Origin of the sequence: Pseudomonas persica (assembly GCF_900291015.1) — a bacterium.
Lineage (GTDB): Bacteria > Pseudomonadota > Gammaproteobacteria > Pseudomonadales > Pseudomonadaceae > Aquipseudomonas.
This window is the reverse complement of the sequence record NZ_OLKL01000029.1, coordinates 71,867-85,817: the sequence shown is the minus strand read 5'-3', so window position 1 is coordinate 85,817 and position 13,951 is coordinate 71,867. Positions and strand designations below refer to the sequence as shown.

10 protein-coding genes are annotated in these 13,951 nt (G+C 52.7%); 8 read left to right on the top strand and 2 right to left on the bottom strand.

Features of this window, described 5'->3' with window-relative positions; all coding sequences use genetic code 11:
- Positions 1 to 813 carry a DUF6216 family protein gene (locus FQ664_RS14545; protein ID WP_144172785.1) on the top strand — a complete coding sequence of 271 codons (813 nt, stop codon included), beginning with the start codon at positions 1 to 3 and terminating at the stop codon, positions 811 to 813.
- 190 nt (positions 814 to 1,003) lie between these two features.
- Here FQ664_RS14545 and FQ664_RS14540 read toward each other — a convergent pair whose 3' ends face one another.
- Positions 1,004 to 1,762, bottom strand: a complete 759-nt coding sequence (locus tag FQ664_RS14540; protein WP_144172784.1) for a hypothetical protein — start codon at positions 1,760 to 1,762, stop codon at positions 1,004 to 1,006.
- Between the two features lie 142 nt (positions 1,763 to 1,904).
- Here FQ664_RS14540 and FQ664_RS14535 point away from each other — a divergent pair, with 142 nt between their 5' ends.
- From FQ664_RS14535 to FQ664_RS14525, 3 genes are all read left to right on the top strand, one after another.
- A complete protein-coding gene (locus FQ664_RS14535; RefSeq protein ID WP_144172944.1) occupies positions 1,905 to 2,873 on the top strand; it encodes a toll/interleukin-1 receptor domain-containing protein in 969 nt (322 codons plus the stop codon).
- A gap of 483 nt (positions 2,874 to 3,356) precedes the next feature.
- Positions 3,357 to 4,439, top strand: coding sequence for a hypothetical protein (locus tag FQ664_RS14530; protein ID WP_144172782.1), 1,083 nt, complete (start codon positions 3,357 to 3,359; stop codon positions 4,437 to 4,439).
- 68 nt (positions 4,440 to 4,507) lie between these two features.
- Positions 4,508 to 6,571 carry a hypothetical protein gene (locus FQ664_RS14525; protein WP_144172781.1) on the top strand — a complete coding sequence of 688 codons (2,064 nt, stop codon included), beginning with the start codon at positions 4,508 to 4,510 and terminating at the stop codon, positions 6,569 to 6,571.
- A 121-nt stretch (positions 6,572 to 6,692) separates the two neighbouring features.
- Here FQ664_RS14525 and FQ664_RS14520 read toward each other — a convergent pair whose 3' ends face one another.
- Positions 6,693 to 7,052: a hypothetical protein gene (locus FQ664_RS14520; protein ID WP_144172780.1), complete on the bottom strand. Its 360-nt coding sequence runs from the start codon at positions 7,050 to 7,052 to the stop codon at positions 6,693 to 6,695.
- Between the two features lie 519 nt (positions 7,053 to 7,571).
- Here FQ664_RS14520 and FQ664_RS14515 point away from each other — a divergent pair.
- The 4 genes from FQ664_RS14515 (at position 7,572) to FQ664_RS14500 (ending at position 13,944) form a co-directional block, all read left to right on the top strand.
- Positions 7,572 to 9,992 (top strand): tellurite resistance TerB family protein, encoded by a 2,421-nt coding sequence (locus FQ664_RS14515; RefSeq protein ID WP_144172779.1) that lies wholly within the window; start codon positions 7,572 to 7,574, stop codon positions 9,990 to 9,992.
- Entirely contained in the window at positions 9,989 to 11,284 is a 1,296-nt protein-coding gene (locus tag FQ664_RS14510) for an ATP-binding protein (protein WP_144172778.1), read from the top strand. The genes FQ664_RS14515 and FQ664_RS14510 overlap by 4 nt, the downstream gene beginning before the upstream one ends.
- A 43-nt stretch (positions 11,285 to 11,327) precedes the next feature.
- Positions 11,328 to 13,520 (top strand): DEAD/DEAH box helicase, encoded by a 2,193-nt coding sequence (locus tag FQ664_RS14505; protein WP_256675973.1) that lies wholly within the window; start codon positions 11,328 to 11,330, stop codon positions 13,518 to 13,520.
- A gap of 130 nt (positions 13,521 to 13,650) precedes the next feature.
- The gene (locus tag FQ664_RS14500) at positions 13,651 to 13,944 is read left to right on the top strand and encodes a hypothetical protein (RefSeq protein ID WP_256675964.1); all 294 of its coding nucleotides are present in this window, start codon (positions 13,651 to 13,653) and stop codon (positions 13,942 to 13,944) included.
- Positions 13,945 to 13,951: the final 7 nt, after the last annotated feature.

The following is a 13,951-nucleotide window of genomic DNA, read 5'->3' as shown; positions in this document are numbered from 1 at the left end:
ATGGAAAACAACTACCTAACATCAATCTCCGCCCTTTTCGAAAAAATACCTGTAGCACTAACAACAATTGCGATCATTTATTTTTTCTGGATGATGATAAAAACAGAATCTTCGTTCATCTTAAAGCATCGAGTATTGGAGCTATTTGGGGGCAAGCGTGAATTTTCAGACCCAAAGATCAATGCTATCGTTAACCGACATGTAGAGCTCCATTACTTCAACTGGCATTTAAGCCTAAACATTAAATCCACACGCCAGATGTACCGACTTGTAGCCTGGGCCAAGCGGCACAACCTGGATTTGGAGTTGCTAACAAAAGCACGACCATACTTCGATGTTAACACGTTGAAAGTCAAACTTTGGAGGCGACGGACTCGGAATATTCTCACCAATCTATTTCGCTGTTACTTCATTCTAAGCCTGTGCGCTGCGCTCTGTCTATTTATCTACCCTGGAGTACCTTTGAAAGTAAATAAGACTGGAACATGGTTTATTGCGCGCCAAGATAAAGCGTTCAGCCCCACCTTCGAGTGGGAGCTTGATAGAGGGCGCTGCCTTCTCGATTTAACACCAGCGCCTTTAAAATCCGCATGGGACAAGGAAGTTATATGCAAGCTGATTTTAAACGACTCCTCAGATTATCTTTCAAAAGCTCAGAAAAATTCACACAAATTAACCATCATAATAGCCATAACATCAACCATTCTAGCGCTTTTAACGATTTTCATTGTTGGAAAAGCCGCGCACGCAGAAAGCATCCAAACAGCAATCACCCGAAGATTAGAAAAACGCAACAGAGGGCGACTCCCTTAATATCTTTAGTATGCCACCCCACCCATATGGCCACCACAATCTGAAAGATTTTTTCACGGTGCGCGTCCTCTGCCTAGAGGCGCTCCACCTGACGCGTGAAGGACTGTGGAAGATGGATGGACGCATTAAGTTTCCGTCTTTTCAAGGCAACTATTCTAAGACTCAGTAACTTCAAGGCTGCTGTGATGAGCTAACCTGATTGCATCTCCAACCATCTGGCGTAAGCCATGATCATCTCCCAACCGAAATCCCGTACATGGCTGAATTCTTCGGCAGTCGGTACCCTGAGAAGGCCCTTTGATTGCCCACGGTGTCGACTGACACTTGATGGGTCATTGCACACAGCGTGAAATTTTCCGACCTTGGCTCTCTCAACTGCCAATGCGTCTGTCCATTTCGGAGGCTTCCCGAATTTGGCTTGGAGGGCCTCCAGGATTTCATAGAGGTGGGTGAATTCATCTCCTGGATGACATATGGATGCACTATGGCTTGCTAGCAAGCGGCAGAGCAAATCGTCCTCTGCATGCTTCGAAAGCAGATCCGACTCAGACTGAAGCCGTTTTTGCCGCTCCTGCTCAGTGTCTTCGATCAAGATGCCATTGCGGAAAATCTGAATCTCAAAGCTTTCAGTGATCGAGATGGCGGCATAGCAATCAAGGTGAATTTCACGAGGCCTGCCATCCGCATGAGTGATCGTGAGCATCGGCGAGGTATCGATGTGCAAAGGCTGAGAGCTCTGGCGCTCGTAAGGAGCGAGTCGGGCTTTGATAACTCTAAGCAGCGCATGCGCAACTGAACTGTCAGCCCGGTAGACCTCCTCGTTCATATCAGCACGAGCTACACCATGGTGAATGACCACCGTTGCTCCACCGACCTCGACAGCCTGGACATCTCCAAGAAGGTTCGCTGGAGTGTAATGCCATTCCAAGGTTGCAGTGCTTGCCGTCATTTTTGAGTCCGAAGAAGAGATGATCCCATCATACCTGCTGCCGTAGGTTAAGAGGGCGAGGTGAGCCTAGATGAGCCCTGTACTTAGAGGACGAGCGAGCCGTAAGATCTGAACGACACCATACTGAATGGGGGCTGCTATTTTGCCAAACGTGTTTTTCTCTTACTGCCACGCGGACGAAGCGCTTCGCGACCAATTGGAAAAGCAACTCACGATGCTCAAACGCCAAGGCGTTATTGAGACATGGCACGATCGTAGAATCGGTGCAGGCCAGGAGATTGATGCCGCCATCGACGATCACATCAACAGTGATGACATTATCCTGTTACTGGTGAGTCCCGACTTCATCGCTTCCGACTACTGCTACAACATCGAGATGGCGCGCGCAATGGAGCGTCATGCTGCGGGGGAAGCGATCGTCATTCCTGTGATTCTCCGCCCATGCGACTGGCATCACGCACCGTTCGGCAAGCTGCTCGGCACGCCTCAGGACGGTAAGCCAGTGACACTTTGGCCGGATCGGGACGAAGCATTTTTGCAAGTGGCCAAGGAAGTTCGAAAGGCAGTCGAGCGGTGCGGTCGCAGCCAGCCGACTACAACAGCGCGATCTGAGCGCAACGATTTCAATGGAATTTCAGCCACCTCACCTAGAGCGTCGGCGGGCCCTAGATCTAGCAACCTTCGGATGTCCAAAAACTTCACTCAGCTCGACAAAGACCGCTTCCTATTCGACAGCTTCGAGTACATAGGCCGTTATTTCGAGAACTCATTGCTGGAGCTTCAATCGCGCAACCCAGGGTACGAGGGGGTGTTTCGTCGTGTAGATGCGAATCGCTTTACTGCGAGCATCTACAAGGACGGCCACGACCTTGCAAAAGCGACCGTGTTCACCGGCGGCCAGCTCGGTGCCGGGATCTATTACAGCCATGGAGACTCATTCGGCGGCAGCTCGTACAATGAGGCACTCACGGTAGATGCGGACGACCAATCCCTTTACCTGAAGACCTTTGGCATGTCTTTCAACACCCGATCAGACCAAAAACTTTCCCAAGAAGGTGGTGCCGAAACCCTTTGGAGCATCCTCATTGCACCGCTGCAACGCCGCCGCTGAATCATTGATAGCAGATAGTCAGGCAGGGCACTGGGGCCACCTGCGCCAACCCAAGCTCAGGTGACCGACCCTCCTTGAGGGTTGAAAATGCAGGCGACTCATCGACTCACAATAAGGCTCTCACCATGGAAGCAGCCCTGCTCGCTCACTTCACATTTAAACGCATAGGCTCTTCCAATGGTGGCGGAGGGCTTTTTTAGCCGTACCAAGTCAATTTTTCCGCTGATGCCTTAGCACCAATTGCGCTTAGGAGTTACTGAGACGTATTACCTTCCGAGCAGTCCGCACATCAAATGACGCACGCCTACCTACATAAAGGACTATATCAAGTCGACGACCTCCACACTTGACGTAGGAATTATCGGGAATGCCTACAACTTAGTTAGCAGCGCACCATCAAACAAAAACCATGTAAGACATTAACTTTTACTGGTGCGCATGCTACACTGCCCCGTGATATTTCGGTGAAGAGGTTTATCCGTCATGAATGAGATCGCAATCCCTTCCGGATGTTCTATAAGTCATTTATTCCAGAACATCAGACACGATCAGAAGTCCAGCTTCAAATTTGACAAGGACTCTAGCTTCTCCATAGGAGCCGAAGGTTTCTTCATCTCCTGCATCATAGGCCTTGGCCGATCTGGAAACTTAGAAAGAGTAAAAATTCACTTATCCAGAAGCGAGCTTGAAGAGTATGGCATTCGAGAAGACTCTTACCTGGTCTCAGCTTGCTTCATCAACATCTGCATGCAAGATCTAGTAATCCTAGACAGGTATGACAGAGATATAACACAGCTGCTTCTGGAGATGGTCAGCGCTGCTGTAGACATGGACTATGGTGCGTTCCAGGGGAGCCAATCATACTCGCTCTATGCATTGGATCCTTACTATGTACACCCTCCCGTATTAAACTTAAGTTCGGCCGAGCCTTCCGAGGAAGACTTCCGCACGCTCCTAGGCCCCAAAATTGAACAGTGCATGATTGGGACTACAGCTGAAGCTCAAGGAGCACTTGATAAAATTGTCAACTCCATGAGCTTGTATGTTTTCCTGAAAGAGATCTGGGAAAATACAATCCACCATGCTCGCCAACCCACTACGTCGTTACGATACATGAAAGTATCGAGAGTCATCTACAACAGCCTCACTGAAATCAAGAACGCAGGACTGCCAGTAGCCTTAGACGCATACCTAAAAGCAAGATCCCAACAAGATGGCGCAAAAAAATATCTAATCATTGACATCGTCGACTCTGGGCATGGCATTTACGAATCCCTAAAGGATACACTTCCTACGCTCAATAAAGCGGAAGTTATAGAACGAGCATTCTACCAGCACAGCACTTCCAAAATTCAGCGGAAACCTATAAGACGTGGCCTTGGTTTGTTCGCGGCAATGGAGTGCGCTCAAAAGCTGAAGGGCTTGGTTGTTATCACGACTTCCGGAGCTTTGTGCGCCAACTATGACCATACCAGCGATACATTCCTAGACAATATCAGGGTCTTATATTCCGAAACACAAACCGATACACTTTCGACATCAATCTCGCTAATCATGCCGGTTTGACTATGAGCCCAATAATTGTAAACTGCATTGACATAGTCGGCCCTGCGGACATAGAGCCACTACTGGTAATGGCAACCAGTTCATCCGATGAAGCGTACGACAAGTGTTATATTCTGGCTAAGAACCTGGACTTGGTTACGGAGATAGACAAAGAAGACAATGCCCCCATTCGAAGCAAGTTAATAAATCGCCTGAACCTTCCCTTTGTGGGGATAGTTAGCTACAGCACTCAATTCAAACGCTATCAAGTTTACCAAGTAACGAATGAAGGCGCGCCACTCGTTGACGATGAGTTTGACACCAGGGAGCTTTCCTCCATCGATCTAGATAGGCTTCTTAACAAATATTCTAGTGAAAGCTTCCTACGCGGAGGAGAGCAATACCACTTCACTACTCCTTCTCACAATCATACTGATGCCTTTTTCCGACTTGGAGACTCGATCAAAAACAAAGATGACTTAGACAGGGTCGCATTTTGGCTATTACAAGCTATCGATCATTCTGATTATATTTTTATCGACTCTTGGTCGATTGCAGCGCTTCCACTGCGCGCAATGCAGATTCTTGGTAAAACGACTGTCTTTGATGCCCTTCCAGCCCACCCGGCCAGGAAGCATGGTGATTGCAGGTCTGTCATCTGCGCCACAACGCCGGCCTTAAAATCTTCGAACAATCCACTACTGATCGTGAGTGTAGATAGTAGTGGTAGCCTGATCAGAACATTCCGTGATATTTTCAGCGCTGCCTATCCTCTGAAAAAACTCACCGTAGTGGCCGTGTATTCGTTCAATGGCGGTGACGAGACGATCTGCAAGATCAACGCCGATGTCAGGCGTTTTAATTTTGATGAATGTGAACTCTGCAAGAAAAACAGCAAGCCTATTGAAATCCACGCAAGTGCTTACTACGTAAAGAGCCTTACCGACTCCGGAATTACTCTATGCAAAGATATCGCCAGCGTAGGAAAGCCTTTTTTTGAAAAGTATCACAGTAGCCTGAATGACATGATCCGCTTTCATAAAGGCGATCATTTTAAAGGCAATAAACATTACGCTTATTACATCGACTATAGCATACTCTCCAGCACCGACAACTTCTCTCGTGCCTTGACTGAAAAGCTAACCTCTGTCCTGACGCCTACCACGCTTGTTTTGACATTTTGCGACGACGAGAAACTGCGGGATGAAATTGGCTCACTAGGGGCCACATGCATATATTTACCCGAGGTAGAAAGCGTTCTCGATGCCGATACCGTTAGTGCCTTTGCCGCCTCTGATAAGGTTTTGATTTACGACCCAGTCGTTATCAACGGAAAGCCATTCGAGCGGCTAAACAATTTGATAAGAGAGACGCCAGAGCTCGACCAAAACCTTCGTGACATTACTTTCCTATCAGGGCTGTACCGCCCTGCTTCAGCAAATTCTGAGAAAAAACTCAGGAATTGCGTCGCGTACAAAGACCGAGAAGGCGTAAAGCGAAGCCTTCAACATATTGAAATCCTAATACTACCTGACTACAATCAATTCGATTGCCCTTGGTGCCTTGAATTCAACTCCATAAACGGCTCCGTGAAAAAAGGGATTAAGAACTCCGGTATCTTTTATCATAGGCTTACCAAGCTCTCCAATGTCCAGGAAGGACTTTCGGGCAAAGATGCACTATTCCACATAGATCCACGCACCGAATCAATCACGCTAGGTGGTGGTTCTTATCTCGCCCCAGAGAAGACCGGAATTTCTGGCGTGGTGCTTGCTGTAGCATCTTCCCTCCAGCAAATGAGAAGCCACGAGAATGAGACCAAACGTCTCTCTCCTGGGTTTCCATACACTCAGGTATTAGGAGCCAGAAACTTCATAAACTACTCTGAAGGGCTTATCAGGTCTGCCATCATCAGGAACGCGTCGGCTATCGAGTATGGAGTTATTCAGAAGGAAGAAACTTTGGAGGTTCTCCTTCCGGCGCTGGATGATCCTCAACAGGGAAGCCTTCTGTCCGAATACCTGATCGCCGTCATCTGTGGAAAGCTACCGCCGTTTACGACTCTAAGCGAAAATGTAAACGCTCAGCTTGCAGAGCTTAGAGCACAGAGCCCAAAACTCATGGCACTGACCTCGGCCAGGAGTATTACGTAAGTCAACAATAGCGCTTGACTCTTAAGGGGCTACACCAAATGGTAGCCCCTTCTATCCAGAAGCCCCCAAGATACACTTTATAATGAAATAACAGCCAGAATCAGACCAATGACTGAGAGACTTAGGGTCTGGCCTTTGTTGTCTTCCAGTTATTAACCTCAAATAGAACCGCAGCATCGCCATCGTCGTTCCAAATCGGGGTCTTGAGCCCGAAATAGAAGTGATGCCACTTGACGCCACCACTTACCGTTGTCTGATATGCGCCCGGCTTGGTATGAAGCGAAATTCGCTCACCTTTTTTTACCGCAACAGACTGGAACCAATGCACATGTCGATGTTTATTAGAAATCCGTCCATCAGCGGTGAAACTGGTATCTGCAACCATGTAGTATTTCATGTTGCAGTCGTCCACCACACTCAGTAATACTCGCTCTTCAGACGCATCACCATGTCCATGAACGTGATCAATCTTGACCTTCATGCCGCTTTCCTTGCTAGAGTATCAATCGAGCGACAGACTTTAATTGAATCGAGCCTGAAGTGCCACTCTCGGTAGCGCTCAGCATATAGACGACAGGTAGCGTCACTAAGACTACTCACTGCTACCGATCAGAGCCCCCTCTCGTTGCGCGATCCACCGCAAACTGTGCTTCCTAAGGCGCAAGCGGGCCCTGACTCTTCAACCCGATCTTGCAAAACAAAGCCTCACTCGGATACAAACACAGCTGGCAGCGAAACTCGGCTAAGGATTCCGCGACCAGATACTGACGGACACGCTCACGCTGCCACAAGGAGCGTTCAAAAGCCACGGGGGCAGCATGCTCCCCGGTGGCTGGTGTGGAATCGCTTCGATACGTCAAATCCCCCAGTACGCTTGAGCTCACAGGCATTCCCTGCTCATTTATTCTCCCAGGTACTCCCTTCGTCTATTCAGCTTGGCCGGGCCAGAAAAATCCGTAAGAATGTCATTTAGCCATTACCTACAGTACGGAACACTCATATGCCACGGAAGCGCAAAGGGAGCGGCGGCGGGCCGATCGCTCTGTACGCCTTGTTGTTCGTCGTTGCCCTCTTGGCACAGATTCCAAAACAGGTGTGGATTGCCCTAGGCGTTATCCTAGGCATAGGCGTATTGGTATGGGTCATCAGACGCGCTACCCAGGCAAAGCCTTACGTTCCTGAAGATGAGATTGCCAACGAGATCGCTGCGTCCTCTCGACAAGCAGCCTCCCCCACTGTATCCGTCCAGCTCAGCACCAATATCCGCGAGCGAGACTTCCATACCGTCCAGGTCGGTTCGTCCAGCGATAGTCAGGGCTACGCCATCCCAAAGCCCAGTGCTAACCCCACCGGGGTTCGTTGGCTTGCTGAAGGTGAGTCCTTCAACGTAGCTGGGCTGGCCATCCCAGGCGGAATGCTTTACATCACCGAGCGAGCGACACAATTCGGCCAATCTGAACCGTCCCTAATCGATGCCACGCTTCGAGTCGCGCGCTCACCGATGAACCTCACAGAGCGGCAGATGCCCTACTGGCCAAGCTACCGAAGCATCACACCTGAGGCACGGCGAGCGTATCTGCAATGGCTAGCAGGAGGCCGTCGACAGCCAGCTGATGCGGGTTACGTGTTCCTGTTTTTCTACGGGCTTGAACGCCGCGCGCTGGTCGATGCATCGACTGACCCTCAGGCCAAGGCAGAGATCCCAGCAATCAAGGCTGAGGTCGAGCGCTTGCTTGGTCTCTACGGCGACAACAACTCTTTCCGCAGCTACGCTACCCGCTTCCTCGCCCATATCGACGCCGGCGCTGTTCAGCCTCAGAGCTACCTAAGCGAGCCCGCTGCCAGCGCTGCAGATGGGTATGAGCTGCCCATGTCCCTGCGTGTCGCGCTGGGACAGATGGCCGTGGACAAGTATCCGCTCAACCCGAGCTGGGCGTTGGCCTGGGCGCTTGCAGAACCGAACATTTCCAGGCGTACACCTGTTACTCGGTGCCCGGAGCAATTCGCAGCGCTCTTCAAAAACGAATGCGCGAAACGTTATCCCAACGGCATTGCGCTCCCCCAGAACAAGACCAAGCTCAAGATTGCCTATCGCCCTGCTTCTGCCGGATTGAGCATTCCTGCAGTGGCCGTAGGTGACCTTCCCGATGTCGCGGCGACCTCAGGAACGCGTAACAAGCTCCAGGTCATTGTCGAGGAATGCGCTACTGTGCTTGACCCCTACAGCCGGTATCTGGGGCGCAATCCGGACGCTGGGGATAGCCTGGAAGCCATCCTGCAGTTGCCAACAGAACTCTGGCCTGCTGAAGCAAAAGCAGAACTCGAACAGTTGGAGCAACGCGCCGGGGGCGAAACCATCTGCATGAGCTTCGGTGAGCTGGCAGGCCGATTCAAATCCGCCGGCGCACTCTCCCGCGACAAAGTCGTCGCACTCGCCCGGGCCTTGGAAAGCAAGCGAATTGGATTGGAGCCCGATGTCCTTTCTGGCAGCCGTACGCCCAAGGCAGAAGACACCATCGCGCTGTTCGCCGCGGACTCTGCCGAAGGCACCCTTCGCTCTACCGATGCTTACAGCGCTGCAGCAGTGACCTTAGATCTCGCCAGTGCAGTCGCTGCGGCAGACGGTGACACCTCGCTTGAGGAGGTGAGTCTGCTGTCAGGCCACATCGACTCATGGGATCACCTCTGTGTCGCGCATCGCAAACGCTTGAAGGCGCACCTCCAGATTCAATTGAAGCAGCCCCCCACGCTGGCCACCCTCAAGAAGAAACTCGAGCCCCTTACGATCGATGCCAAGCGAAAAATTGCCAGTTTCCTGGCCCACCTCGCGCAAGCGGATGGTGAGGTGACGCCGCAGGAAGTGAAGCTACTCGAGCGCGTTTATAAAACGCTCACCCTCGATCCGCAGTTCGTCTACAGCGACCTCCATAGTGCAGCTGTTCGCACCTCCCATGCAGTGGAGGCAATGACTACGACCGCTGTACCGAGCACGGCGGTTCAGACATCAGAAAGCGCTGGCTCAGGATTTGCGCTGGACATGACCAAGGTTGCCCGACTGCAACAAGAAACGGCAGAAGTGTCGGCGCTACTGGCCAGCGTGTTCAGTGAGGAAGCGTCCACTGAAACACCTAGCGTATCGGAACCAGAAGCGCCCCAAGAACAGGAAGGCAGTACCGCCGAACAGCTTGCTACCGTACATGGTTTGGACGTCGAGCATTCCGCGTTCCTCCGTCTGTTGGTTTCTCGGACTGAATGGAGCCGCGCTGAGCTGGAAGACGCAGCCAGTGATATGGAACTGATGTTGGATGGCGCCCTGGAACGGATCAACGACACAGCGTTTGAGCTGTTCGACATGCCCGTGACCGAAGGCGACGATCCCATCGAAATCAACCCCGACATTCTGGATGAATTAGCCCTATGAGTAAGATACGAGCCAAGGATCGCGACGCGGTCATTCAATCACTGCGTGCGGGCGTCGTGCCCCGTGTAGGGCAGCACCTGATCCAGGTTGGTCGGGCAGGTGAACTCGACTCGCTGCTCAAGGATGTGGATCGTCTTGCAGATGGCGGCTCCGCATTTCGCGTCGTCGTTGGCGAGTATGGCGCGGGTAAAACCTTCTTCCTCAACCTGGTTCGCGGCATCGCAATGGAGCGCAAGCTCGTCACCATGCATGCCGATTTGAATCCTGACCGTCGTCTTCATGCTTCGGGTGGTCAGGCGCGCTCCCTTTACTCCGAACTGGCCAAGAACATGACCACACGCACCAAGCCCGATGGTGGTGCGCTTCAAGGTATCGTCGAGAAATTCATCTCCCAGGCTAAAACGGAAGCCAAGGCCAAAGGTGTCGAGAGCGAGGTGGTCATTCGTGAGTACCTGGCGGAGCTCACCGAGATGGTCAACGGCTATGACTTTGCCGACGTCATTGCCGCCTACTGTCGCGGTTTCGAGGAAGGCAACGAGCAGCTCAAGGCTGACGCCATCCGTTGGCTGCGTGGTGAATTTTCCACCAAGACCGATGCTCGGGCTGCGCTCGGTGTGCGTACGATCGTCGACGATGCTTCCGTCTACGACCAGTTGAAATTGCTGTCTAGGTTTGTGCGCCTGGCCGGTTTCGGCGGTTTGATGGTCTGCCTGGATGAATTGGTCAACCTGTACAAACTGGCAAACACCCAAGCTCGCAACGCCAACTACGAACAGATTCTGCGGATCCTCAATGATTCGCTGCAGGGTTCGGCTGAAGGCCTGGGCTTTGTCTTGGGCGGCACACCAGAGTTTCTGATGGACACGCGTCGAGGACTCTACAGCTACCCTGCCCTGCAATCGCGTCTCGCGGAAAACAGCTTTGCGAAGTCTGGCCTGGTTGACCTTTCTGGGCCTGTCATTCGGCTCAGCAGCCTGACACCCGAAGATTTCTATGTGCTGCTGCAGAAGCTGCGCAACGTCTACACCTTCGGCGAACCTGATAAGTTCTTGCTGCCGGACGAAGCTATCCCCGCGTTCATGGCGCATTGTAATCAGCGCTTGGGCGAGGCGTACTTCCGCACGCCGCGCACGACCATTACCGCATTCATCAACCTACTCGCGGTCATCGAGCAAAACCCTACAGCAGATTGGCGAACTTTGCTGGGCGCCGTGGAGCTGTCCAGGGATGAGGGTGGGCAGCAAGATCTTGAAGTCGAGGCCGACGATGAGCTCGCCAGCTTCAAGCTCTGACTCTTCTTCGTTCAAGCGTCTGCACTCCGAGGTTCAGCAATGGATCTGGTCACAGGGGTGGACGTCGCTGCGTGATGCCCAAGAGTGGGCGGTACCGGCCCTGGTGGGTGCTGATCGCGACGTGATCATTGCAGCGTCCACCGCGGCAGGTAAAACAGAGGCTGCATTCCTCCCCATCCTGACCAACCTGCTCAACGACAGCGAGCCCGCCGGCGCGGTGCTGTATATCAGCCCGCTCAAAGCACTGATCAACGACCAGTGGGACAGACTCAGCCGGCTGTGCGAGCGGCTCGAGCTGCCCGTCGTTGCTTGGCATGGTGATGTGGCAGCAAGTAAGAAACAACGGTTTCTGAAATCGCCTGAGGGCATCTTGCTGATCACTCCGGAGTCGCTCGAGGCACTGTTCGTAAACAGGGGCTCTAGCCTGACGGGAGTCTTTCAAAACCTTCGCTATATCGTCGTGGATGAGCTTCACGCATTCATCGGCAGCGAACGCGGTAAACAGCTGCAGTCACTGATGCAGCGGGTAGAAATCGTGACAGGCAAAGCGCTTCCGCGAGTGGGCCTGTCAGCGACACTGGGTGAAATGTCCCTGGCGCGTATGTTCCTCAGGCCATCTCACCCCGATGACATCACCGTCATTGAATCCAAATCGTCAGGCCAAGAACTCCAGGTACAAGTGCGTGGTTACATCGAACGCCCAATGCAGGAGGTTGTATCGACTTACACCGGTCAGCCGAGTTCGAGTGACGATCACACAGCCTCGGCTAAAGACGAGACGCAAGAAGACCTATCCGGCTCCAAGGCGGCGATTGCAGGCCATCTGTACAAAGTGCTCAGAGGGCACAACAACCTGATTTTCCCCAACAGGCGGCAGGAGGTTGAGTGGTTTGCCGATCGGCTCCGCTCATTGTGTGAACATGATGGTGTGCCTAACGAATTTTGGCCCCACCATGGCAGCCTATCCAAAGAGCTTCGAGAGGACGCAGAACGCGCCCTGAAAGCAGGCGATCCACCCGCCTCCGCCGTGTGCACGACCACCCTTGAGCTCGGCATAGACATTGGCAATATCAGGACAGTCGCTCAGATAGGCAGTCCGCCATCAGTGGCAAGTCTAAGGCAGCGTCTCGGTCGTTCAGGCCGGCGCCCTGGTGAACCTGCAACGCTGAGAGCGTATTGCCGCGAGCGCCCTTTAACTGATCAATCTGACCTCTCTGACCAGCTACGAGAAGGCCTTGTGCAGACGATCGCCATGATTCGTTTGCTGGTGGCCGGTTGGTTTGAGCCTCCCAGGTCGCAAGGGATGCATGCTTCGACACTGGTACAGCAATGCCTGTCTTCTATTGCTCAACTCGGCGGGGCTTCGGCTGCTCAGCTATGGAACAACCTGGTTGCTAGTGGCAGTTTTGCGAGCATTTCGAAATCCGACCTGATATCACTACTCAAAGGCATGGGTGAGAAAGAGCTGATTATCCAAGACAGCTCGGGACTTTTACTTCCAGGGGAGCTTGGCGAGCGCCTGATCAACCATTACGAGTTCTACACTGCGTTCACAAGCGATGAGGAATTTCGCTTGCTCAGGGATGGCAAGCCACTGGGGTCGTTGCCCATCAGTCGCCCACTTTCCAAAGGCCAGCGTATCATATTCGGCGGTCGTCGCTGGGAGGTTCAAGACATCGATCTGGAAGCCAAGGTAATTGTGGTGACCCCGGCACGTGGTGGCGAACCTCCGCAATTCGATGGATTGAGCGCACAGGTGCACGACCATGTTCGCCTCGAAATGCGAAATGTACTCATGGAAACGACGCCCTGCCCCTTCCTGGACAAGCAGGCTCAAGCTCTTCTTCAGGAAGCCCGACATACCTTCCACGCACTGGGTCTCGGCACCAAGTCGATTACAGGTTCATCCAGTGTTAGCCACCTGCTGACCTGGCAGGGTGACTACACCAATGACGCCTTGGCCCTTTTGCTTCGGCATGTGGGCATTCAGTGCGAAAACTCCGGACTCTCCCTGGAAATTGCCTTTGGGGAGCAAGATTGTTTAAAGGCGCTGCACATTGTCGGGCAATTGGATGTGACAGACCCCGGGCCCATTCTGGACGATGTCGAGAACATGATCAGGGAAAAATGGGATTGGGCCCTACCCCGCCCTCTGCTGATGAAATCCTATGCCTCCAGCCATCTCAACCTGCAGCGGGCAGTTGAGGTTGCGCGCGAGCTGAGTGATCGTCGCTAGAGCTCGCACGATGATCCCCCATTTAGTGCTGACGTTTTGCGAGGCGCCAATGTGCAAGCTCATCCGCGCCAGCCCCCACCTCAACCTTGACAGACTTGAGGGGTACCGGAGCTCCAGAGACCGCGTTTACATGCGCAATGATCGCAGGCTCACCGGTACGCCCATCAAGGGTTCGCAAGGGCGGAGCCCTCACCTGGGCCGTCTGAATGACAGAACCACCTACGCGATGGGTTACAACGGTTTAGGCGTGGCGATGGCCTCAAATATGGGCAAGTACGTGGCTGAGGTCGTGACAGGAGGCAAGCCATCACTGGGCATGGTCACTGAATCCGTGCTGAAAACCATCCCGTTCTACTCGCTGCGCGAGCCGGGTGTGCGAATGATAGCCGGCTGGTACCAGTTACTCGATAAACTTGGCTACTAACCTACTC